Raw genomic sequence first — 21,605 nt, forward strand, 5'->3', positions numbered from 1 at the left:
GCTCACACCTCGCGACGCGCGCACATGATCTCGGCCTCGCAGGCCACCTGGCCGTCCACCAGCGCGCGCGCGGCGTACTTGCCTATGCCGCGCTTCAGCGTCAGTTCGCTCACTTCGAAGACCAGCTGGTCGCCCGGCACCACCTGGCGCTTGAAGCGGGCGTTGTCGATGCCGACGAAGAAGTAGAGCTCGTTCTCCTTGCGCTCGCCGGCGCTCTTGATCGCGAGGATGCCGGCCGCCTGGGCCAGCGCCTCGATGATCAACACGCCCGGCATCACCGGGTATTGCTCGAAGTGCCCGACGAAGAACGGCTCGTTGATCGTCACGTTCTTCAGCGCCTTGATGCGCGCGTGGGGCTCGAACTCGGTGACGCGATCGACCAGCAGGAACGGGTAGCGGTGCGGCAGGCAGCGCATGATCTCGCGGACGTCGATCGATACGGCATGTTCACTCATGAGGTTCTTCCTTCGATTTTTTCAATGTTTCCAGTTCCCGCTCAAGCTGCTTGACGCGCTTGGCGAAATCATCGAGATGGCGCACGTGGACGGCGTTGGACAGCCAGTCCTTCATGCTTTGCAACGGGTAGGAGGACGCGTAGGTGCCCGCCTCCCGGATAGTCTTGGACACCAGGGTGCCGCCGCCGATATGGGTGCGGTCGGCCACCTCGATATGACCGACGAACATCGCCGCGCCGCCGACGGTGCAGCGCGCGCCTATCTTGGTGCTGCCGGCGATGCCGACACAGCCGGCGATGGCGGTATGCTCGCCGATTTCGACGTTGTGGGCAATCTGCACCAGGTTGTCGATCTTGGCGCCCTTGCGGATCACGGTGTCGACCAGCGCGCCGCGATCCACTGTGGTGTTCGCGCCGATTTCGACGTCGTCCTCCAGCACCACGCGGCCGGTCTGAGGAATCTTGAACCAGTGGTCCTTGTCCCAGGCCAAGCCGAAGCCGTCGGCGCCGATCACGCTGCCGGAGTGCACGCCGACGCGATTGCCGATCACGCAGCCATGGTAGACGGTGACATTGGGGTAAAGCGTGACGTCGTCGCCGATCACGCAGCCGTCGCCGACGACGACGCCCGGCATCAGCCGGCAACGCTCGCCTATCCGCACATTATCGCCCAGCGTGACGTTGGCGGCGATCTCGCTGCCCTCGCCCACCAGGCAGCCGTCGCCGAGCACCGCGCGCGGATGGATGCCGGCGCGCGGCGCCCTGGGCGGATGGAACAACGTGGCCAGCCGCGCGAAATACAGATAGGGATCGGCGGCGACGATCAGCGGGCGCCCCGGCAGCTCGGCCGCCAGCGCCTCGGTGACGATCAGCGCGCCTGCCGCGCTGTCCAGCATCTGGCGGCGGAACTTGGCGCTGGCGACGAAGGCGATCTCGTCGGCGCCGGCGCTCTCCAGCGGCGCCAGCCGCGTCACGGCCGGATTGCCGCCCCGCCTCTCGCCGCCCAGCTGCTCAACGATATATTCGAGTGTGTAGGACATCAAAAACAAAGCCGACTCGGGGTCGGCTTCTCCGGTAACGGGTTGAACGGCTACTTGTCCAGCTCTTTCAGCACCTGGGGCGTCAGATCGAACTTGGGATTGATGTATACCGCTTCCTGCAGGATCAGATCGTACTGCTCGCGCTGGGCGATATCCTTGACCACGCGGTTGGCCCGCTCGGTGACGCTGGCGAATTCCTCGTTGCGGCGCTGATTGTAGTCCTCGGCCAGCTCGCGCGATTTCGCGCGATAGTCGCGGTCCAGGCCGGCGAACTCGCGCTCGTAGCGCTTGCGGTCGTCGGCCGACAGGCTGCTCTTGCCCAACATGGACTCCAGCTCCTTCGCGCGCGATTCCATCTTCTTCAACTCGTCGCGGCGGCCGGCGAACTCCTTGTCCAGCTTTTTATAGATGGCGACGGAGGCGCCGGCCTCCCGATAAACGCGTTCGATATTGATGAAGCCCAGCTTGAAGTCGGCAGCATGAACCGGCAGGGCCGCAACGCTGAGTACCGCAAGCCACCATTTCAATGCTTTCATGATTCCATCCTGAATATCGGTTTAGAACGACGCGCCCATCTGGAACTGGAAGCGCTGGATCTTGTCATTCGGCTCTTTCTTCAGCGGATTGGCGATACTGAACTTCATCGGCCCCATCGGCGACAACCAGGTCAGCGCCAGGCCGGCGGAGTAACGGAAGCCGTCGCTGGCCGAGCTGACGATGCCGCTGGCGTTCTGCTGAGCCGTCAGATTGGTGTTCCACAGCGTGCCGGCGTCGAAGAACACGCTGGCCCGCAGCGATTTATTATCCTTCATGCCCGGGAAGGGGAACAGGATTTCCGCATTGGCCACCGCCTTGCGGTTACCGCCCAGATAGGAGTTGGACGCCGCGTCGTACGGGCCAATGCTGCTGGTATCGTAGCCGCGCACCGAGCCCAGGCCGCCCATGTAGAAGTTCTGGAAGAACGGCAGCACGCGGGTCTTGCCGTAGCCGTCGGCGTAGCCCAGCTCGCCGTTCAGCATCAAGGTGAAGTCCTTGGACAGCGGGAAGTACCAGGTCTGCTGGTGCGTCAGGCGGTAGTACTGCAGCGAGCCGCCCGGCAGGCCGGCGTCGGCGTTCACCTTGATCGAGGCGCCGCGGGTCGGCCACAGCGCGCTGTCGCGGGTGTCGCGGCCCCAGCCGACGGTGCCGAGCACGGTGTAGTTGCTGCTGCCGTACTTGTTGACGAAATCTATGTACTGCTGAGGGCTGTTCGCATAGGTGGTGATGTCGGTCTTTTCCGCGCCCAAGGTGAAGTTGATGCGGTCGTACTCGGTGATCGGCACCCCGAAGCGCACGTCGGCGCCTATGGTGCTGGTCTTGTACGCGGAAATCGACGTGGCGTCCGGGTTGTAGACGCGGTCGTACAGGTCGTAGCCCAGGCTGACGCCGTCCGGCGTGAAATACGGGTCGGTGAACGACAGCGCGTAGTTCTTGTTGACCTGGCCGGTCGACATGCTCAGCGACATATACTTGCCGGAGCCGAAGATATTGCTCTGCGAGATGCTGGCGCCCAGCACCAGGCCCTCGCCCTGGACATAGCCCAGGCTGCCCGAGATGCTGCCGGTCGAGCGCTCCTTCAGGCTGATGTTCATGTCGACCTGGTCCGGCGCGTCGGCGACGGCCGGCGTCTCGACGTTGACGTCCTCGAAATAGCCGAGCAGCTCCAGGCGCTCCTTGCTTCGCTTGACGTCGGCGGCGTTGTACGGCGCGCCCTCCATCTGGCGCAGCTCGCGGCGGATAACCTCGTCGCGGGTCTTGCTGTTGCCGGCGACATTGACGCGGCGGACATAGGTCTTGCGGCCCGGATCGACGAAGAAGGTGAACGAGGCGGTCTGCTTGTCGTGGTCGATGTCCGGCAGCACGTTGACGTTGGCGAAGGCGTAGCCGGCGACGCCCAGCCTGTCGCTGATCGCCTTGACCGACTCGGTCACCCGTTCGTTATTGAAGGTGTCGCCGTTCTTGATCAGGATCAGCTTGCGCAGTTCCGGCTCCGGCACCTTCAGGTCGCCGGCCAGGCGCACGTCGGACACGGTGAACTTCTTGCCCTCGTGCACGTTGATGACCAGATACATGCTTTCCTTGTCCGGACTGATCGACACTTGCGACGAATCGATGCCGAACTCCATATAGCCCTGGTTCTGGTAGAAGGCCTTCAGCTTCTCCAGGTCGCCGGTCAGCTTCTGCTTCGAGTACTGGTCGTCCTTGGTCATCCAGGACAGCCAGCCGCCGGTGGTCAGGCTGAACTCGTCGAGCAGCTTGGACTGGGCGAAGGCGTTGGCACCGACGATGCGGATTTCCTTGATGCGTGCGGTCACGCCCTCGTTGATGTCCAGCGTCACCGCCACGCGGTTGCGTTCCAGCTTGGTGACGGTCGGCGTGATCTCCACCGAATACTTGCCGCGGCTGTAGTACTGCCGCTTCAGCTCCTGCACCGCGCTGTCCAGCAGCGCCTGGTCGAAGATCAGCGATTCGGAGAAGCCGTTGTCCTTCAGCGCCTTCTTCAGCTGGTCCTTGCTGAACTCCTTGGCGCCGTTGATGTTGAGCTGGGTGATCACCGGCCGTTCGGCGACGGTGACGATCAGCGTGGCGCCGCGGCTCTCGACGCGCACGTCGTTGAAAAATCCGGTATTGAACAGCGCCTTGATCGATTCCTGCGCCTTGGCGTCGGTAAAGGTGTCCCCGACCTTCACCGGCAGGTAGTTGAAGACCGTGCCCGGCTCGGTACGCTGCAGGCCCTCAACGCGGATATCCTTGATCACAAACGGGTCGGCAGCCATGGCGACGGCGGCCATCGACAGGCCGGCTACGGCCGCTGCGAGTAGCTTCAATTTCATAGGTTTGTTTTAACCCCCAAATAGGCGGCTGAAATCATTCAGCATGGCAAACGCCATCAAAGACGCCAGCAATATGAAACCAATTCTTTGTCCGAGCACTTGCGCCCGTTCGCTGACGGGCTTTCCTCTAACCAGCTCCGCGACATAATACATTAAGTGGCCGCCATCCAGAACTGGTATGGGCAGCAGATTGAGCACGCCTATGCTGATGCTGATCAGCGCCAGGAATTCCAGATAGGCCGTCAAACCCTCGCGGGCGGTCTGCCCGGCGACGCTGGCAATGGTCAGCGGCCCCGAGAGATTGTCCAGCGAGGCGCGGCCTATCAGCATATTCCCGAGGAATTTCAAGCTCATCCAGGCGGTGTCGCCGGTCTTGCGCCAGGCGGCGCCCAGCGCGCCGACGGCATCGTAGTGCCGGGTGAAGCCCAGACTGTCGTTCCAGGCGCGGTCCGGCATCGGGCCGACGCCTATCCGGCCCACCACCTCGTCGTCCTGCGTCACCGCCTGCGGACGCAGGCGGATTTCCATCGTTTTGCCGTCGCGGCCTATGCTCAGCGACAGATCCTTGCCCGGACTGTTGCGGACCACCTGCACCCACTGCTCCCAGCTCGCGACCGGCCGGCCGCCCACGGCGAGCAGCTTGTCGCCGGTCTTGAGCCCGGCGCGCGCGGCCACGCCGCCCTCTTCCAGCGCGCCCAACACCGGCAGGAAGCGGCCCGGGGACAGGCCGGGATCGCCCTGCTGCAGCGCCAGCACCGCCTTGGCGCCGAAATGGCCGGCGTCGATGCGGCGTTCGCGCTCCGCGCCCGAGGCTTCCCTGACCCTGACCGTCACCGCGTCGCCGGCCATCGCCGCGTCGACCAGGGCCAGCCGGACATCCTGCCAGCTGGAGACCGGCGCGCCGGCGACGGCCAGCACCCGGTCGCCCTCCTTGAAGCCGGCCGCCGCCGCCGGCGTCTGCGCGATCACGGTGCCGACCAGCGGCCTCAGCTGCGGCACGCCCTGGGCGGTCACGCCCCAGTACAGGAACAGCGCCAGCAGCAGATTGGCGAACGGGCCGGCCACCACGATGGCCATGCGCTTCAGCACGTGCTGATTATTGAACGCCCGGCCGCGCTCGGCCGGCTCGACGAAGCCTTCGCGCTCGTCCAGCATCTTGACGTAGCCGCCGAGCGGAATCGGGCAGACCACCCACTCGGTCTCCCGCGGGCGGAAACGGAACAGCGGCGAACCGAAGCCGATGGAGAAGCGCAGCACTCTCACGCCGCAGAGCTTGGCCACCCAGTAGTGGCCCAGCTCGTGAAAAGTCACCAGCAGGCCGATCGCCGCCAGGAAGGCCAGCAGCGTCAGCATGCCGCCACCTCGGCCTCGGCGAAGCGGCGCGCCTCACGATCGCGGGCCAGCAGCCCGTCCAGGCTGTCGCTGGCGGTGCAGGACACGCCCGACAGCGTGGCGGCCACCACGCGCGGAATGTCGACGAAACGCAGTCCGCCGGCCAGGAAGGCCGCCACCGCCACCTCGTTGGCGGCGTTCAACACCGCCGGGGCATCGCCGCCGGCCGCCAGCGCGTCGAAGGCCAGCCGCAGACAGGGGAAGCGCTGCAGGTCCGGCTTTTCAAACGTCAGATCGGACAAGGAGAAGAAATCCAGCGACTCGACGCCGGCCTCGATGCGCTCGGGCCAGGCCAGCGCGCAGGCGATGGGCGTGCGCATGTCCGGCGAGCCAAGCTGGGCCATCACCGAACCATCGCGGTACTGCACCATCGAATGGATCACGCTCTGCGGATGGACCACCACCTCGATCCGCTGCGGCGCCACGCCGAACAGCCAGTGCGCCTCTATCACTTCCAGGCCCTTGTTCATCAGCGTGGCGGAATCGACGGAGATCTTGCGCCCCATGCTCCAGTTCGGATGGCGGCAGGCATCGTCCGGACCGACGCCGGCCAGCTCGGCCATCGTCTTGTTGCGGAACGGGCCGCCGGAAGCGGTCAGGATGATCTTGCGGATGCCGGAGGCTTCCGGGTCGCCGGCGTAATCGGCCGGCAAGGACTGGAAGATGGCGCTGTGCTCGCTGTCCACCGGCAGCAGGCTGGCGCCGCTGGCGCGCACCGCGTCGATGAACAGGCGGCCGGCCACCACCAGTGACTCCTTGTTGGCGAGCAGGATGCGCTTGCCGGCACGCGCGGCGGCCAGCGCCGACGGCAGGCCGGCCGCGCCGACGATGGCGGCCATCACCGCGTCCACCTCGGGCAGCGACGCGACCTGCTCCAGCGCGCCGGCGCCATGCAGCACCTCGCCGGACACGCCGGCATCGGCCAGTCGCTCGCGCAGGCTGGCCGCGGCATCGGCGTCGGCCACCACCAGGTAATCGGGACGGAAGCGGCAGGCCTGCTCGAACAGCTTGTCGAGCTGGCGGTGGGCGGTCAGCGCCACCACGCGGTAGCGCTCGGGGTGACGGGCGACCACGTCCAGCGTGTTGCAGCCGACGCTGCCGGTCGCCCCCAGTACGGCAATACCCTGAGGTTTGGTCATATTGATTCCAGAATTACATGCCGCCCAATACGCGCAGGGCGTTGCCGACCGCCAGCACGGCGATCAGGCTGTCGATGCGGTCGTAGACGCCGCCATGGCCCGGCAGCAGGCGGCTGCTGTCCTTGATGCCGGCCGAGCGCTTGAACCAGGATTCCAGCAAGTCGCCGCAGACACTGACGGCGGTCAGCGGCAACGCCAGCAGCAGCAGGCCCCACAAGGGCAGCTTGATGTCCAGCCAGCCGAAATGGTCGACCAGCGCCACATACAGCGCCACGCACACCACGGCGCCGTAGACGCCCTCCCAGCTCTTGCCCGGGCTGATGGCCGGAGCCAGCTTGCGGCGGCCGAAGGCCTTGCCGGAAAAATAGGCGGCCACGTCGGCCACCCATACCAGGCCCATCACCGCCAGCAGCGCCAGCGCGTCATGCGCCGTCGGGTGCGGACGCCATTCGACGAAGGCGAACCAGGCCGGCAGCATCAGCGCCCAGCCCAGCCCCCAGGCCAGCGGGCCGCTCGGGATGCGCCAGCGCTTGAACAGCCAGGCCGGCACCAGCAGCAGCCACAAGGCCAGCACCGCGCCGTGCGCGGCCGCGCCCATATGCCAGTGCCCCTGCCAGGCCGCGGCGGCGAACAGCGTGGACAGCGCGAGATAGCCCACCTGCTGCGGCAGGCGCATGCCGACCATGCGGGAATATTCCCACAGGGCCAGCACGACGATCAGCCAGGAAAAACCGGTCCAGGCGTCGGCGGGAAACAGGAACAGCGCCGCCAGCATCAGCGGCAGCAGCACCAGCGCGGTCAGAATTCGCGTTATCAGCATCGATCAGGGCTTGTCGCGGCGCAGATGTTCCGGCAATTGCTCGCTGGTGCGACCAAAGCGGCGTTCACGTTGCCAGTATGAGGAAACGGCCTGCTCCAGCGCGGCGCGGTCGAAATCGGGCCACAGCAGGTCGGTGAAATACAGTTCGGAATAGGCCAGCTGCCACAGCAGGAAGTTGCTGATGCGCTGCTCGCCGCCGGTGCGGATGAAGAGATCGGGCTCGGGCGCCCACGACATGGCCAGCTTCTCGGTCAGCTCGGCCTCGCTGACCCGCTGCTTGCCTTCCGCGATCAGCTCGTTGACCGCGTTGACGATGTCCCAGCGGCCGCCGTAATCGGCGGCGATGGTCAGCACCAGGCCGTCGTTGCCGGCGGTCTTGGCCTCGGCGCGGGCGATACGGTCCGACAGCTCCTCGCTGAAGCGCTCGCGCGACCCCAGCACCTGCAGGCGGATATTATTGCTGTGCAGCTTGCTGACCTCGTGCTCCAACGCGCGCAGGAACAAGTCCATCAGGAAGCTCACTTCCTCCTGCGGGCGCCGCCAGTTCTCGGTTGAAAAGGCGAACAGCGTCAGATAGCCGACGCCCATTTCCTTGCACGCGCTCACCACTTCGCGCACCGCGTCCAGGCCGCGCTTGTGGCCGGCGACCCGGGGCAGGAAGCGTTTCTTGGCCCAGCGGCCGTTGCCATCCATGATGATGGCGATATGCCGGGGAGGCTCGCGCCCCTCCGGCGTCTGCGTGATAGAACCAGCAAACAAGATGCGCGCCCCTTGATTACACTGCGAGCAGGTCGGCTTCTTTGGCTGCCAGCGTCTTGTCGATTTCCGCGGTGTACTTGTCGGTCAGCTTCTGGATGTCGTCCTGGCCGCGGCGCTCGTCGTCCTCGGTGATGGCCTTGTCCTTCAGCAGGTTCTTGAATTCGGTATTGGAGTCGCGGCGGATGTTGCGCACGGCCACGCGAGCGCCTTCGGCCTCGCTGCGCACCACCTTGATCAGGTCGCGGCGACGCTCTTCGGTCAGCATCGGCATCGGCACGCGGATGATTTCGCCCATCGAAGCCGGATTCAGGCCCAGATCGGAATCGCGGATGGCTTTTTCGATCTTCGCCAGCATCGGCTTTTCCCACGGCTGCACGCCTATGGTGCGGGCGTCGATCAGGGTCACGTTGGCAACCTGGTTGACCGGCACGTCGCTGCCGTAATAGTCAACCATGACATGATCCAGAATACCGGTGTGGGCGCGACCGGTACGGACCTTGGCCAGGTCGTTCTTGAACGCTTCCAGCGATTTCTGCATTTTTTGTTCGGCCGATTTCTTGACGTCGTTAATCATGTCGCACTCCCAAAGCGAAACTTCAAATGACAAGGCGAAAACGGCGATTGCCGTTTTCGCCTTCAGCAATTTTCAAACTCAGCAGTGTACCAGCGTGCCTTCGTCTTCGCCAAGCACGACGCGGCGCAGCGCGCCGTTCTTGAAGATGCTGAACACCTTGATATTCAGGTGCTGGTCGCGGCACAGCGCGAAGGCGGTGGCGTCCATCACCTTCAGGTTGCGCGAGATGGCCTCGTCGAAGGTGACGCTTTGGTAGCGCACCGCGTCCGGGTTCTTTTTCGGATCATCGGTATACACGCCGTCCACCTTGGTGGCCTTCAGCATGATGTCGACATTCATTTCCATGCCGCGCAGCGCGGCGGCGGTGTCGGTGGTGAAGAAGGGGTTGCCGGTGCCGGCGGCGAAGATCACCACCTTGCCCTCTTCCAGGTACTGCATCGCCTTGCCGCGCACATAGGGCTCGGCGATCTGCTGCATCGTCAGCGCCGACTGCACGCGGGCGATCAGACCGACCTTGGTCATCGCGTCCTTCAAGGCCAGCGCGTTCATCACCGTCGCCATCATGCCCATATAGTCCGCGGTGGCCCGGTCCATGCCCGCCGCCGCCGGGGCCACGCCGCGGAAGATATTGCCGCCGCCGATCACGATACCGACCTCCACACCCAGCTCGACCACTTCCTTGATCTGGCCGACGATCTGTTCGATGGTGGTGCGGTTGATGCCATAGCTGTCATCCCCCATCAGGGCTTCGCCGGAAAGTTTCAACAGAATGCGTTTGTAGGCGGGAACTTGGCTCATGATGTCCTCGGATTGGCTGTGGTGTTTTCAGTTTGCAAAACGGCACCCTGCAGGCAGGGTGCCGTCGATAAAGCGGTAAGGTCCGGCCTTACAGCTTGGCAGCAGCGGCGACTTCGGCTGCGTAATCTACTACCTTCTTCTCGATGCCTTCGCCGACCACGAACATGGCGAACGCCTTGACGGAAGCCTTTTGCTCGGCGAGCAGCTTCTCGACGGTCACATCCGGGTTCTTGACGAAGGGCTGGCCCAGCAGGGTCACTTCGGCCAGGTACTTGCTCACGCGGCCTTCAACCATCTTGGCGACGATGTCGGCCGGCTTGCCGGATTCGGCTGCCTGGGCGGAGTAGATCTTGCGTTCCTGCTCCAGCGTCTCGGCCGGAACCTGGTCCTTGGACACGCAGATCGGCTTGGAGGCGGCGATGTGCATGGCCACGTCCTTGCCCACGCTCTCGGCGCCGGCGTAGTCGACGATCACGCCGATCTTCGCGCCGTGCAGATAGGTGGCGATCGCGCCTTCGGTCTGGTAGCGCACGAAGCGGCGAATGGTCATGTTCTCGCCCAGCTTGGCGATAGCGGCCTTGCGGATGTCTTCAACGGTCTGGCCGTCGACTTCAACCGCGGACAGCGCTTCGACGTCGGCCGGATTGGCGATCGCGGCGGCCTTGGCGGCGGCGTTGGCCAGCGCGATGAAGGTCGGATCCTTGGCGACGAAGTCGGTTTCGCAGTTCACTTCCACCAGGGCGCCGACACCGGCTTCCACGTGGGAGCCGATGATGCCTTCGGCGGCCAGACGGCCGGCCATCTTGGACGCCTTGTTGCCGGACTTGATGCGCAGGATTTCCTCGGCCTTGGCCGCGTCGCCGTCGGCTTCGACCAGGGCCTTCTTGCATTCCATCATGCCCAGGCCGGTGGCCACGCGCAGATCCGAAACCATTTTTGCGGTGATTTCCGCCATGCTTCACTCCTAAAAATATGGGATTACGTAATCGATCGGGTCCAAAAAAAGGGGCTTGCGCCCCCTTTCGTCTGCTTACTCGGCCTGGGCCGTTTCAGCAGCTGCGACGATCTCTTGCAGCGAGTGCGCGCGGCCTTCCAGCACCGCGTCGGCGATGCCGCGGGCGTACAGGCGGATCGCGCGGGAGGAGTCGTCGTTACCCGGCACTACGTAATCGATGCCGTCCGGGGAGTTGTTGGTATCAACAACGCCGATAACCGGAATGCCCAGCTTCTTGGCTTCGACGACGGTACCCTTCTGGTAGCCGGTGTCGATAACGAAGATAGCGTCCGGCAGGCCCTTCATATCCTTGATGCCGCCCAGCGAGCGCTCGAGCTTCTCGACTTCGCGCTGCAGGTCCAGCAGTTCCTTCTTGTTGTAACCGGTGTCGCCGGCGGATTCCAGGATGGCGCGCTTCTCTTCAAGACGCTTGATCGACTGCTTCACGGTCTTGTAGTTGGTCAGCATGCCGCCCAGCCAGCGGTGGTCGACAAACGGCATGCCGCAACGGGCAGCTTCTTCACGGACGATCTCACGCGCCTGGCGCTTGGTGCCCACGAACATCACGGAACCCTTGTTGGCGGCCAGACGACGCACATACTCCTGGGCCTCTACGAACAGCGGCAGGGTCTTTTCCAGGTTGATGATGTGGATCTTGTTGCGGCTGCCGAAGATGTACTTGGCCATCTTCGGGTTCCAGAAGCGGGTTTGGTGGCCGAAGTGAACGCCGGCCTCAAGCATTTGACGCATGGTAACGTTGGTGGACATGCAAAAACTCCTAAAAGGGTTAAGCCTCCATCCGCGCAGACAACCCGACCGGAAACAAGTTTCGTCGCGGGCACCCTTTGGCGCGGATGTGCGTAGTTTGGTTGATATCCCCCACCGGAATGGCAGGGAACACGAGATTGTAGCACCCGAAAGCCCTGCCGCTCAAGCCTGGCCGCCGTTTTCCCGTTCGGCGCGGCGGCGGCGCAGCCGATTGCGTGCCGCCCACGCGACAAACCAGGTCGGCAGCACGCCCAACAGCAGAAAAACGACGGCGCCCGCCGCCACGCTGCGCTGCCCGACGGCGAACATCAATACCGTGTACAGCCAGCCCATCAGCACAATGATGCGGATCATATTAAAACATTCGTTTGAATTTCAGGACGAATACATCAACAATAGAAGGTCATTGTAACCCGCCCGCGCCCGCCCCATGCATACCGCCCTCACCCGCCTGTTCGGCATAGAACGCCCGCTGCTCTGCCCCGGCATGAGCTATATCGCCACGCCGGAACTGGTGGCCGCCGTCGGCAACGCCGGCGGACTCGGCATCCTAGCGACCGGCCCGCTGAGCGCCGACGCCACCCGCGCCGCCATCCGCCGCATACGCGAGCTCAGCGACAAGCCGTTCGGCGTCGGCTGCACGCTGATGATGCCCGGCGCCGCCGACAACGCCAGGGTGGCGCTGGAGGAAAAGGTACCGGTGATCAACTACTCGCTGGGCAAGGGCGACTGGATCGCCGAGGCGGCGCACCGCTACGGCGGCAAGGTGCTGGCCACGGTGACGACGGAGAAACACGCGATATCGGCCGAGAAGTGCGGCGCCGACGCGCTGCTGGTGACCGGCCACGAGGCGGCCGCCCACGGCGGCAGCGTCACCTCGCTGGTGCTGATTCCGGCGATACGCAAGGCCTCGACGCTGCCCATCGTCGCCGCCGGAGGCTTCGCCGACGGCGACGGCCTGGTCGCGGCGCTGGCGCTGGGCGCCGACGCCGTGGCGATGGGCACGCGGCTGGCGATGACGCGGGAAAGCCCGGTGCACGCCGCCACCAAGGACATGGTGCTGCAGCGCGGCGTCGCCGACACGCTGTACTCGAAGAATTTCGACGGCTTGTGGTGCCGGATGATGGACACCCCGACGGCGCGACGCGCCTGCCGCAAGCCGCTGGGCCTGATCCCGGCCGCCTTCCGCGCCAGCCGCATGGCCAGCAGAATGGGCATGCCGGTGATCAAGGTCGCCCTGGGCGGCATGATCAGCCAGCCGCAGGCGTTGCGGCAGCTGGCGCTGTTCGGCGCCGCCACCGAATCGATACGGCTGGCGATACAGGAAGGCGACCACCAAAGAGGCGTGCAGCTGATCGGCCAGGCCCAGGGCCTGATCGACGACGTGCCGACGGTGGCGGCGCTGTTCGAGCGCGTCATCGCCGAGGCCGAGCGCTGCCGCGCCAGGCTGGCCGGCTGCTGACGGGCGGCGCTCAGCGCGGCGCCGGCTCCACCACCTCCATCGACTCGCCGCGGCGCTCGACGCTGAAGCGGATCAGCACCGCGATGGCGACGGCGACGATGCCGGCCACGATGGCCATCGCCATGCCGTAGTCGCCGCCATTGCCCTTGGCGATGTGCGCCTGCAACGGACTGTTGACCGAGGCCAGCAGATTGCCCAGCTGGTAGATCAGGCCCGGAAAGGTCGCGCGCACCGCCATCGGCGAGATCTCGTTCAGATGGACCGGAATCACGCCCCAGGCGCCCTGTACGGCGATCTGCATCAGGAAGGCGCCGGCGGCCAGCATCAGCGGCGTTTCGGAGAAGGCCCACAGCGGCAGCACCGGCAGCGCGATCAGCGCCGCCAGCGTGATGGCGTTGCGGCGGCCTATTCTCTCCGACAGGGCCCCGACGGTGAGGCCGCCGACGATGGCGCCGACATTCAGGCAGATGCCTATCATCTGCACCGTGTGCGGATCGAACTTGTGCTGGACGCGCAGGAAGGTCGGATACATGTCCTGGGTGCCGTGCGAGAAGAAGTTGAAGCAGGTCATCAGCACGATGGCGTACAGCGACAGCCGCCACTGCGCGCCTATGGCCTGCAGCAGCCCCGGCTTGTCGCGATGGCGGGCCGCCTCCCAGGTCGGACTCTCGGGCACGTTGCGGCGGATGTACAGCGTCAGCAGCGCCGGCAGCAGGCTCAGCATGAACATGCCGCGCCAGCCTATATGCTCGAACAACTGGCCGAAGGCCAGCGTCGCCAGCAGATAGCCGCTGGGATAGCCGGCCTGCAGCAGGCCGGAGACGAAGCCGCGCGACGCCTTCGGAATGGTCTCCATCGTCAGCGAGGAGCCGACGCCCCACTCGCCGCCCATCGCCACGCCGAACAGCGTGCGCAGCACCAGCAGCACGATCAGATTGGGCGCGAAGGCCGACGAGAAGCCCAGCAGCGAATACAGCACGATATTGGCCATCAGCACCGGGCGCCGTCCGAAGCGGTCGGCCAGACGGCCGAAAATCAGCGCGCCGACCGGCCGCGCCGCCAACGTCAGCATCGTGGCCCAGCTGACCGCCTCGATGTCAGTGCCGAAATCGCGCGCGATGTCTTTCAGCACGAAGACCATCAGGAAAAAATCGAACGCGTCCAGCGTCCAGCCCAGATAACAGGCCAGCACCGTCTGTTTCTGCTCCTTCGTCCAAGCCATGGCCTTCTCCTCGGCATCATTGTTTTTACGTCTCATTTGATGATAAGCAAGTTTATGAAAGGCGGGACCGGAATACAGAATTCGCAACAACTTTCCCGTCGTCAGGGCGCCGGCACCCCGTCGTAGCCGCCGGACAGGAAATCCCGCTCCATCCGGCGGTACTCGCCACTGGCGCGCAGCCGCGCCAAGCCCAGGTTGAAACGGGCCAGCAGCGCATCGGCGTCGGGCTGGCGACGGCTGATCATCAGGCAGTAGTCGAAACGGGAAAAGGCATGGGGCTCGGCGACGATGGCGGCCCGCTCGGCGGCGGTGAAATGCCGGCGCAGTTCGCTCAGGCCGACGGCGCGGACCACGGGAAAGAAGTCTATCCGTCCCAGCAACAGCTGGTGCATGCCGGACTGCACATCCTTGGTGACGTAATGATGGATGCGGCCGGCATCCACCGCCCGCCGCCAGGCGCCCAGCCTCGAACCGTTGGGCGTAGCCATGTCCAGGCCGTAGAAATCTTCCACCCGCCTCGCCCGCATCGGCCGCGACGCCAGATGGAACACCACCTCCTCGTCCGACACCACCGGATCGCTGAACAGCGCGAACTGCCGCCGCTCCGGCGTGACCGACCACACCACCGAGCCGGCGATCTCGCCGCCGCGCACCATGGCCTCGGCCCGGCTCCACGGATAAAAACGGTAGACGACGCGGATGCCGGCCAGCCGAAACGCCTCGCTGACGATATGCGAGGCGAAGCCGCGCTGCGGCAGGCTCTCGGACAGATACGGCGCCCACTCGCCATTGGCCAGTTCGAGCTGGCCGGGCGTCAGCGCCCCGGCCGCGCCGACGCGCCAGGCCAAGCCCAGACAAAGCATACCCAGCCAGAAACCGCGCATCCCTCTCTCCGCCATCCGCCGCCTATCCAGCCTAGCTCGCGGCGGCGCGCCCCGCCAGCGCGGCGAACTCAGCGGCGCAGACGGATCAGCCGCTGATTGTCGGAGCCGCGCCAGGGCTTGCTGGTCGGCAGGTCCCGGCGGTAGCGACCGTCCACCAATACGTCGACGAAGCGCAGGACCTCGAGATCGGCCACCTCCTCATGCCGATAGCCGGTCCACAGCCAGATGTCCTTGTCCGGATAGCGCACCCTGAACTGCCGGCACAGCTCCTCCACCGCCTTCCGGTTGGCCGGATGCAGCGGATCGCCGCCGGACAGGCTCAGGCCGTCGTGCGTGGCGCACAGCTCCAGCAACCGCTCGCGCACCTCGGCCGTGAACGGCCGGCCGGCCTTGCGGTCCCAGGTCGACGGATTGTGGCAGCCCGGGCAGGCGTGCGGGCAGCCGGTCACGAACAGCGTCACCCTCACCCCCTCGCCGTTCAACAGATCGCAAACATAATAGCGCTCGTAGTTCATCGCCGGTTCAATCCCCGCCGCCGTAATGCTTGACCCGGCGCATCACTTCCTTCTGCTTGCCGGCGTTGAACGGCCGCGCATTGGGGCTGCCGAGATAGCCGCACACCCGCCGCGTCACCGACAGCGAGGCGCTGTCGCGGTTGCCACATTGCGGACAATGGAAACCGTCGGCGTCGGCCGTCGCCTCGCCCATGAAGCCGCAGGCGCCGCAGGAATCCACCGGCGTATTGCTGCCGAAGTAAGGCACCCGCTGCAGCGCATAATCCCAGATCGCCTCCAGCGCCTTCAGGTTGTGCCGCATATTGGGTAGCTCGACATAGCTGATGTGGCCGCCGCTGGCCAGCTCGGCGTAACCGGCCTCGAAATCGATCTTCTCGAACGGATTGACCTTGCGGAACACGTCCAGATGGAAGGAATTGGTGTAATACCCCTTGTCGGTGACCTCGGCGATGACGCCGAAGCGCTCGCGGTCCAGCTTGCAGAAGCGGTGACACAGCGACTCGCTCGGCGTCGAGTACAGCGAGAAGCCCAGGCCGGTCTCCCGCCGCCAGCCGGCCGCAGCCTCCGCCATCCGCGCCACCACCCGGCGCAGAAAATCCTGCGTCGTCGCGCTGTCGGCCGGATGGCCGCCGAACAGCAGCACGCCGACCTCGTGCAGGCCGATATAGCCGACGGAGATCGAGGCGCGGCCGCCTTCGAACAGCCTCATGATGTCGTCGTCCGGATCCAGCCTCGCGCCGAAGGCGCCCTCGGTGTACAGAATCGGCGCGACATTGGCCTTGACGCCGCGCAGCCGCTCCACCCTCAGCATCAGCGCGCGGAAGCACAGGTCCAGGCGTGTCTCGAGCAGGCGCCAGAACGCCTGCTCGTCGCCCTCGGCCTCGATGGCGATGCGCGGCAGATTCAGGCTGACCACGCCCAGATTGTTGCGGCCGTCCAGCACCTCCCGTCCGTCCGCGTCGCGCCACACCGGCAGGAAGCTGCGGCAGCCCATAGGCGACACCGGCACCGAGGAGCCGGTGATGCGGCGATTGAGCCCGGCCGAGATGATATCCGGATACATGCGCTTGGACGCGCACTCCAGCGCCAGCCGCTTGATGTCGTAATTGGGGTCGCCCGGCTTCAGATTGACGCCGTCGTCGATGAACATCACCAGCTTGGGGAACACCGGCGTGATGCCGTCCTTGCCCAGACCCTTGATCCTCACCTGCAGGATGGCCTGCTGGATGATGCGCGCCTCCCAGGCCGTGCCCATGCCGAAGGAAAAGGTGACGAAGGGCTGCTGGCCGTTGGAGCTGAACAGCGTGTTGATCTCGTATTCGCAGGCCTGGATGCCGTCGTAGCACTCCTTCTCCGTCCGTTCGCGCGCATAGCGCTCCGGCTCGCCTATGCCGTAGCGCGCCGCCAGTTCCAGATTCTTGCGGTAGCTTTTCATCACATACGGCGCCAGCGCCTGGTCGATATTGGGTATCGTCGTGCCGCCGTACTGGTGGCTGGCCACCTGGGCGATGATCTGCGCGGTGACGGCGCAGGCGACGCCTATCGATTTCGGGCTCTCTATCCTGGCGTTGCCGAGACGGAAGCCCTGCTCCAGCATGCCCCTCAGATCGACCAGGCAGCAGTTGGTGAACGGCAGGAACGGCGAGTAGTCCAGATCGTGGAAATGGATGTCGCCGCCGTCGTGCGCGGCCAGGATGTCCTTGGGCAGGAAATTGCCGGCGAATTGCCGGGACACGATGCCGGCCATCAGGTCGCGCATCACAGGAAAGACATTGGCGTCCTTGTTGGCGTTCTCGGTGGCGGCCTCCCTGTCGGTCTTGTGCACCAGGCCCATCAGCTTGGCGTGCAGCTCGGATCCGCGGGCGCGCACCGTGTCCCGGTCGTGGCGGTATTCGATGTAGGCGCGCGCCACCTCCGGGTAGCGGCGCATCAGCGCGTCCTCCACCCGGTTCTGGATGGCCGGGATATCCAGCCGGCCGTCGCGGGCCAGTCCGCGGCACTCGCGCTCCACCTCGGCGGCGATTTCCAATGCCAGCCTGGCCGGCTCCGCATGCCCGACCGCCATGGCCGCCCGCTGGCAGGCGTTGGCAATCTTGCCGATATCGAATCCCACTACCGCGCCATCGCGCTTGCTCACTTGCAGCATCGCCTGTCTCTCTCCCGACTCCCGGCCGTTTTCGACCACCTGAAACACGCCTGCACCAGGCAGGCCCGAACCGTCGATACTGTAGGCGATTTGTCCGCACTGCGGGCGGGCTTTTCTTCAAAATATGGATGCCAAGCTTGAGTACGATCAAGATATTGTGTTCATCGTCTAAAAATGAGGCAACGAAGGCCAGGGTTGCAATCGTCATTGAATTGCGATCCAATGTCATGTCATTAGATTTTGGGAAACCGCCAATGGGACGCCTGCTCCGCCGAAGCAAAGCCGCCGACACCGAACACATTCAAGGCCAGGGCGGCCGCATCCTGCGCTATAGCTCCACCCAGATGCGGGTGAAGCCATCGGACGACGAATTGAGCAATTATCTGCAGGCGCGGGACGCGCGGCTGGAGGACGCCAGCGCGCCGATGGCGCTGCAGGCCGGCCGCGAGGCGCTGGAGCGGCTGGGATACAAGCAGGTCGACGTCGACGCCGACTATGGCGTCATCCGCGCGGAAAAAGACGAGGTGCTGATCAGCGGGACGCGCCAGATGCTGCGCGGGCTGCTGAGGTGGAAGCTTCCGCTGCCGGGCAAGCCGGATCACCAGACCACCGAGGTGCTGCTGACGCTGAAGCCCGGCGGCCAGCCCCGGCAGGTGCTGCTGCGCGCCAACGTCCGCCAGATCGTCTGGGACAGCAACGGCAACTCGCGCACGCTGCTGTGCAGCGACCCGGCCGTCTATCGCCAGCTGTTCGACACGCTGAACGACGCCCTCTCCCGGCCGGCCTAGCGCGCAAAAACAAAAAGCCCCGCTTTCGCGGGGCTTCGTTGATGCCGGACCGGGTCCGATCAGAGGCTTTCGACCTTGGCCATCTTGCGGCGCTCGTGCTCCTGCAGGTAGCGCTTGCGGATGCGGATCGATTTCGGCGTGATTTCCACCAGCTCGTCGTCGTCGATGAACTCGACGGCCGATTCCAGCGTCAGCTTGATCGGCGTGGTCAGGCGCACCGCCTCGTCGGTGCCGGAGGCGCGGACGTTGGTCAGCTGCTTGCCCTTGACCGGGTTCACCACCAGGTCGTTGTCGCGGCTGTGGATGCCGATGATCATGCCTTCATACAGCTTGTCGCCCGGCGACACGAACATGCGGCCGCGGTCTTCCAGCTTCCACAGCGCATAGGCGACGGCTTCGCCGTTTTCCTGCGAAATCAGCACGCCGTTGTGACGACCCGGCAGATCCGGCTTCACCGGCGCGTAGTCGTCGAACACGTGGCTCATCAGGCCGGTGCCGCGGGTCATCGTCATGAAGTCGGACTGGAAGCCGATCAGGCCGCGCGCCGGAATGTGGTATTCCAGGCGGGTCCGGCCCATGCCGTCCGATTCCATATTGGTCAGCTCGCCGCGACGGCGGCCGATTTCTTCCATCACGCCGCCCTGGTGGTCGTCTTCCAGGTCGATGGTCAGGTTCTCGTACGGCTCGCACTTCTGGCCGTTGATTTCCTTGAACACGACGCGCGGCTTGGCCACGGCCATTTCGAAGCCTTCACGACGCATGCTTTCCAGCAGGATGGTCAGGTGCAGCTCGCCGCGGCCCGACACGCGGAACACGTCGGCGTCATTGGTGTCCTCGACGCGCAGCGCCACGTTGGTCAGCAGTTCCTTGTTCAGGCGGTCGCGGATCTGGCGGCTGGTGACGAACTTGCCCTCGGTGCCGGCCAGCGGCGAGGTGTTCACCATGAAGTCCATCGTCAGCGTCGGCTCGTCCACCGACAGCACCGGCAGACCGACCGGCTGCTCCTTGTCGCAGATGGTCACGCCGATGCCGATATCCTCGATGCCGGAGATGATCACGATGTCGCCGGCTTCGGCTTCCGGCACTTCCACGCGCTCCAGGCCCTTGAAGCCCAGCACCTGGTTGATGCGGCCGGTGGCCACCTGGTCTTCATGGTTCATCACCACGACCTGCTGACCGGACTTGATGCGGCCGTTCAGGATGCGGCCCAGGCCCAGGCGGCCGGTGTAGGTCGAGTAGTCCAGCGCGGAAATCTGCAGCTGCAGCGGCGCGTTCGCGTCGCCGGCCGGCGTCGGCACGTGCTTCAGCACGGTCTCGAACAGCGGACGCATGTCCTTGGATTCCTCTTCCAGCTCATGCTTGGCGAAACCGGACAGGCCGGATGCGTAGATGATGGGGAAGTCCAGTTGCTCGTCGGTGGCGCCCAGCTTGTCGAACAGGTCGAAAGTCTGGTCGACCACCCAGTCCGGACGCGAGCCCGGACGGTCGATCTTGTTGATCACCACGATGGGACGCAGGCCCAGGGCCAGCGCCTTCTTGGTGACGAAACGGGTCTGCGGCATCGGGCCTTCGACCGCGTCGACCAGCAGCACCACGCCGTCCACCATGCCCAGCACGCGCTCCACTTCGCCGCCGAAGTCGGCGTGGCCCGGGGTGTCGACGATGTTGATGTGCACGCCTTCGTAGTTGATGGCGGTGTTCTTGGCGAGAATGGTGATGCCGCGCTCTTTTTCAAGATCGTTGCTGTCCATTACGCGTTCGTCGACCTGCTGGTTTTCGCGGAAGGTGCCGCTTTGCTTCAGCAGTTGGTCGACCAGGGTGGTCTTGCCATGGTCGACGTGGGCGATGATGGCGATGTTGCGGATTTGTCGGGTCATGTTTAGCGTGTTTCGGCTGGGAATTCTGAAAACAGAAAAATCGAAAGATTATAGCATGCTAAGCGACCCTCGAGAAAATTTCGCTAAAAACGGATGACAGTCCCATAGTTTTTCCGTGAACGCGCGCCGGATTCGTCTCCGTCGGCGTTTGGCGCTACACTGCCGGCCATCCGGCAACACGAGGACATGGAATATGTATGACTGGAACGCCCTGTGGCACCAGCGAGAAGCCTGCCGCGCCGGCTTCGACGCCGGCCACCACGACGCCAACGAGCTGGCCGACGCGCTGCAGGCCCGGCTGATCCACCCGGCCGCCTCCATTGGCGACGTCGCGGTATACGAGGACGCCGAACGCTACCTGCTGGCCGGCCACTCCGACGGCCTGCAGCTGCTGGAAGTGATGAAGCACGGCCTGTTCGACATCACGCTGCGCTTCGTCAGCGAGGACGAGGGCCAGGACCTGCCGCTGCCCTATGTCGAAATCCACGTCGACAATCTGGCCACCGAGGAGCAGGCGGTATGGCGCGGCGAGGCGCGGCTGGACGACGACGGCCATATCTGGATAGGCAAACGCACGCTGGACGAGGATGTCCTGCCGGCGCTGCCGTTCGACGAGCTGTCGTTCACCGACAACGCCGAATTCCGCGAGGCCCTGGCGCGGGTCTGGCACGAGGATCTGCCGCAATTGCGGCCGTTGATCGAAGCCTGGTTCCGTCACGGCGACGCCGGCATCGCCGACGAAGAGCCGGCCGCCCACTACGGCGACGCCGCGCGCGTGCAACAGATCTGCGACCGCTACGCCGAAATCGTTCGCCGCGAGCAGGCCGTCCTGTCGCGACTGTTCAGCGACGACGAGCTCAGGCTGATCGCCGGCGTCATCGGCAGCGTGGAGTTCGACAGCGCCGCCTCCTGCCGCGGCGTGTGGCTGGCCGTGGAGGCCCGCATCATCGAGGACGAGCTGGACCAACACCACCAGGTCGACGGCGAGGCGCTGCTGGCCAGGATGAAGACGCTGAGCTACGCGCAGGAAGTCGCGCTGATCGAGGCGCTGTCGCCGCTGCCTGAGTAAGCGCCGACGGCCGGCCCCGCCGCGGGCGGGC

The 21,605-nt window shown here is 65.1% G+C and carries 21 protein-coding genes; 3 read left to right on the forward strand and 18 right to left on the reverse strand.

All coding sequences use genetic code 11. From position 1 onward, the window contains the following. Window positions 1-2: 2 nt before the first annotated feature. The 13 genes from fabZ to WNM05_RS13120 form a co-directional block, all read right to left on the reverse strand. The gene (fabZ, locus tag WNM05_RS13060) at window positions 3-455 is read right to left on the reverse strand and encodes a 3-hydroxyacyl-ACP dehydratase FabZ (protein ID WP_434627243.1); all 453 of its coding nucleotides are present in this window, start codon (window positions 453-455) and stop codon (window positions 3-5) included. Next, window positions 448-1,494, reverse strand: a complete 1,047-nt coding sequence (gene lpxD / locus WNM05_RS13065; RefSeq protein WP_434627245.1) for a UDP-3-O-(3-hydroxymyristoyl)glucosamine N-acyltransferase — start codon at window positions 1,492-1,494, stop codon at window positions 448-450. The genes fabZ and lpxD overlap by 8 nt, the downstream gene beginning before the upstream one ends. A 50-nt stretch (window positions 1,495-1,544) precedes the next feature. Beyond that, complete coding sequence (locus tag WNM05_RS13070) at window positions 1,545-2,030, reverse strand: OmpH family outer membrane protein (RefSeq protein WP_434627246.1); 486 nt, start codon at window positions 2,028-2,030, stop codon at window positions 1,545-1,547. Between the two features lie 21 nt (window positions 2,031-2,051). Then, a complete protein-coding gene (gene bamA, locus WNM05_RS13075) occupies window positions 2,052-4,367 on the reverse strand; it encodes an outer membrane protein assembly factor BamA (protein ID WP_434627248.1) in 2,316 nt (771 codons plus the stop codon). Between the two features lie 9 nt (window positions 4,368-4,376). Next, the gene (gene rseP, locus WNM05_RS13080; protein ID WP_434627250.1) at window positions 4,377-5,720 is read right to left on the reverse strand and encodes an RIP metalloprotease RseP; all 1,344 of its coding nucleotides are present in this window, start codon (window positions 5,718-5,720) and stop codon (window positions 4,377-4,379) included. Beyond that, window positions 5,714-6,898 (reverse strand): 1-deoxy-D-xylulose-5-phosphate reductoisomerase, encoded by a 1,185-nt coding sequence (gene ispC, locus WNM05_RS13085; protein WP_434627252.1) that lies wholly within the window; start codon window positions 6,896-6,898, stop codon window positions 5,714-5,716. Before ispC ends, rseP begins: the two co-directional genes overlap by 7 nt. Window positions 6,899-6,911: 13 nt before the next feature. Continuing rightward, window positions 6,912-7,718, reverse strand: coding sequence for a phosphatidate cytidylyltransferase (locus WNM05_RS13090; protein WP_434627253.1), 807 nt, complete (start codon window positions 7,716-7,718; stop codon window positions 6,912-6,914). Between the two features lie 3 nt (window positions 7,719-7,721). Continuing rightward, on the reverse strand, window positions 7,722-8,462 hold the full coding sequence (locus tag WNM05_RS13095; RefSeq protein ID WP_434635151.1) for an isoprenyl transferase: 741 nt from the start codon (window positions 8,460-8,462) through the stop codon (window positions 7,722-7,724). A gap of 31 nt (window positions 8,463-8,493) precedes the next feature. Continuing rightward, window positions 8,494-9,051 (reverse strand): ribosome recycling factor, encoded by a 558-nt coding sequence (gene frr, locus WNM05_RS13100; RefSeq protein ID WP_434627255.1) that lies wholly within the window; start codon window positions 9,049-9,051, stop codon window positions 8,494-8,496. A gap of 78 nt (window positions 9,052-9,129) precedes the next feature. Next, window positions 9,130-9,849: a UMP kinase gene (pyrH, locus tag WNM05_RS13105; protein ID WP_434627257.1), complete on the reverse strand. Its 720-nt coding sequence runs from the start codon at window positions 9,847-9,849 to the stop codon at window positions 9,130-9,132. Window positions 9,850-9,937: 88 nt separating this feature from the next. Continuing rightward, window positions 9,938-10,804, reverse strand: a complete 867-nt coding sequence (gene tsf, locus WNM05_RS13110; protein ID WP_434627259.1) for a translation elongation factor Ts — start codon at window positions 10,802-10,804, stop codon at window positions 9,938-9,940. Window positions 10,805-10,879: 75 nt separating this feature from the next. Further along, window positions 10,880-11,611, reverse strand: coding sequence for a 30S ribosomal protein S2 (rpsB, locus tag WNM05_RS13115; RefSeq protein ID WP_434627261.1), 732 nt, complete (start codon window positions 11,609-11,611; stop codon window positions 10,880-10,882). Window positions 11,612-11,773: 162 nt separating this feature from the next. After that, window positions 11,774-11,965: a hypothetical protein gene (locus WNM05_RS13120; RefSeq protein ID WP_434627263.1), complete on the reverse strand. Its 192-nt coding sequence runs from the start codon at window positions 11,963-11,965 to the stop codon at window positions 11,774-11,776. A gap of 76 nt (window positions 11,966-12,041) precedes the next feature. Between WNM05_RS13120 and WNM05_RS13125 the strand changes: the two genes are divergently transcribed. Beyond that, a complete protein-coding gene (locus WNM05_RS13125; protein WP_434627265.1) occupies window positions 12,042-13,073 on the forward strand; it encodes an NAD(P)H-dependent flavin oxidoreductase in 1,032 nt (343 codons plus the stop codon). 10 nt (window positions 13,074-13,083) lie between these two features. Here the strand turns inward: WNM05_RS13125 and WNM05_RS13130 are convergent, their stop codons facing one another. The 4 genes from WNM05_RS13130 to nrdD form a co-directional block, all read right to left on the reverse strand. Then, window positions 13,084-14,295, reverse strand: a complete 1,212-nt coding sequence (locus tag WNM05_RS13130; RefSeq protein ID WP_434627267.1) for an MFS transporter — start codon at window positions 14,293-14,295, stop codon at window positions 13,084-13,086. Window positions 14,296-14,396: 101 nt separating this feature from the next. Continuing rightward, window positions 14,397-15,179 (reverse strand): substrate-binding periplasmic protein, encoded by a 783-nt coding sequence (locus tag WNM05_RS13135; RefSeq protein WP_434627269.1) that lies wholly within the window; start codon window positions 15,177-15,179, stop codon window positions 14,397-14,399. 68 nt (window positions 15,180-15,247) lie between these two features. After that, a complete protein-coding gene (gene nrdG / locus WNM05_RS13140; RefSeq protein WP_434627271.1) occupies window positions 15,248-15,694 on the reverse strand; it encodes an anaerobic ribonucleoside-triphosphate reductase activating protein in 447 nt (148 codons plus the stop codon). Window positions 15,695-15,701: 7 nt separating this feature from the next. Continuing rightward, on the reverse strand, window positions 15,702-17,840 hold the full coding sequence (gene nrdD / locus WNM05_RS13145) for an anaerobic ribonucleoside-triphosphate reductase (RefSeq protein WP_434627272.1): 2,139 nt from the start codon (window positions 17,838-17,840) through the stop codon (window positions 15,702-15,704). Window positions 17,841-18,094: 254 nt separating this feature from the next. Between nrdD and WNM05_RS13150 the strand changes: the two genes are divergently transcribed. Further along, window positions 18,095-18,628 (forward strand): hypothetical protein, encoded by a 534-nt coding sequence (locus tag WNM05_RS13150; protein ID WP_434627274.1) that lies wholly within the window; start codon window positions 18,095-18,097, stop codon window positions 18,626-18,628. 59 nt (window positions 18,629-18,687) lie between these two features. On the opposite strand, the gene typA is transcribed toward WNM05_RS13150, so the two are convergent. Next, window positions 18,688-20,505, reverse strand: coding sequence for a translational GTPase TypA (typA, locus tag WNM05_RS13155; protein ID WP_434627276.1), 1,818 nt, complete (start codon window positions 20,503-20,505; stop codon window positions 18,688-18,690). A gap of 193 nt (window positions 20,506-20,698) precedes the next feature. Between typA and WNM05_RS13160 the strand changes: the two genes are divergently transcribed. Next, a complete protein-coding gene (locus WNM05_RS13160) occupies window positions 20,699-21,574 on the forward strand; it encodes a hypothetical protein (RefSeq protein ID WP_434627278.1) in 876 nt (291 codons plus the stop codon). The last annotated feature ends 31 nt before the right edge of the window (window positions 21,575-21,605 follow it).

Source organism: Chromobacterium sp. CV08 (genome assembly GCF_051129845.1).
Lineage (GTDB): Bacteria > Pseudomonadota > Gammaproteobacteria > Burkholderiales > Chromobacteriaceae > Chromobacterium.

What these genes read in the sequence shown, in the direction of transcription:
- tsf (WP_434627259.1), bottom strand. Translation starts at nt 10,804, where the DNA reads ATGGCGGAAATCACCGCAAAAATGGTTTCGGATCTGCGCGTGGCCACC.
- nrdD (WP_434627272.1), bottom strand. Translation starts at nt 17,840, where the DNA reads ATGCTGCAAGTGAGCAAGCGCGATGGCGCGGTAGTGGGATTCGATATC.
- frr (WP_434627255.1), bottom strand. Translation starts at nt 9,051, where the DNA reads ATGATTAACGACGTCAAGAAATCGGCCGAACAAAAAATGCAGAAATCG.
- WNM05_RS13120 (WP_434627263.1), bottom strand. Translation starts at nt 11,965, where the DNA reads ATGATCCGCATCATTGTGCTGATGGGCTGGCTGTACACGGTATTGATG.
- WNM05_RS13070 (WP_434627246.1), bottom strand. Translation starts at nt 2,030, where the DNA reads ATGAAAGCATTGAAATGGTGGCTTGCGGTACTCAGCGTTGCGGCCCTG.
- WNM05_RS13150 (WP_434627274.1), top strand. Translation starts at nt 18,095, where the DNA reads ATGGGACGCCTGCTCCGCCGAAGCAAAGCCGCCGACACCGAACACATT.
- rpsB (WP_434627261.1), bottom strand. Translation starts at nt 11,611, where the DNA reads ATGTCCACCAACGTTACCATGCGTCAAATGCTTGAGGCCGGCGTTCAC.
- WNM05_RS13125 (WP_434627265.1), top strand. Translation starts at nt 12,042, where the DNA reads ATGCATACCGCCCTCACCCGCCTGTTCGGCATAGAACGCCCGCTGCTC.
- WNM05_RS13130 (WP_434627267.1), bottom strand. Translation starts at nt 14,295, where the DNA reads ATGGCTTGGACGAAGGAGCAGAAACAGACGGTGCTGGCCTGTTATCTG.
- WNM05_RS13090 (WP_434627253.1), bottom strand. Translation starts at nt 7,718, where the DNA reads ATGCTGATAACGCGAATTCTGACCGCGCTGGTGCTGCTGCCGCTGATG.
- typA (WP_434627276.1), bottom strand. Translation starts at nt 20,505, where the DNA reads ATGACCCGACAAATCCGCAACATCGCCATCATCGCCCACGTCGACCAT.
- ispC (WP_434627252.1), bottom strand. Translation starts at nt 6,898, where the DNA reads ATGACCAAACCTCAGGGTATTGCCGTACTGGGGGCGACCGGCAGCGTC.
- lpxD (WP_434627245.1), bottom strand. Translation starts at nt 1,494, where the DNA reads ATGTCCTACACACTCGAATATATCGTTGAGCAGCTGGGCGGCGAGAGG.
- WNM05_RS13160 (WP_434627278.1), top strand. Translation starts at nt 20,699, where the DNA reads ATGTATGACTGGAACGCCCTGTGGCACCAGCGAGAAGCCTGCCGCGCC.
- pyrH (WP_434627257.1), bottom strand. Translation starts at nt 9,849, where the DNA reads ATGAGCCAAGTTCCCGCCTACAAACGCATTCTGTTGAAACTTTCCGGC.
- nrdG (WP_434627271.1), bottom strand. Translation starts at nt 15,694, where the DNA reads ATGAACTACGAGCGCTATTATGTTTGCGATCTGTTGAACGGCGAGGGG.
- WNM05_RS13135 (WP_434627269.1), bottom strand. Translation starts at nt 15,179, where the DNA reads ATGCGCGGTTTCTGGCTGGGTATGCTTTGTCTGGGCTTGGCCTGGCGC.
- fabZ (WP_434627243.1), bottom strand. Translation starts at nt 455, where the DNA reads ATGAGTGAACATGCCGTATCGATCGACGTCCGCGAGATCATGCGCTGC.
- bamA (WP_434627248.1), bottom strand. Translation starts at nt 4,367, where the DNA reads ATGAAATTGAAGCTACTCGCAGCGGCCGTAGCCGGCCTGTCGATGGCC.
- rseP (WP_434627250.1), bottom strand. Translation starts at nt 5,720, where the DNA reads ATGCTGACGCTGCTGGCCTTCCTGGCGGCGATCGGCCTGCTGGTGACT.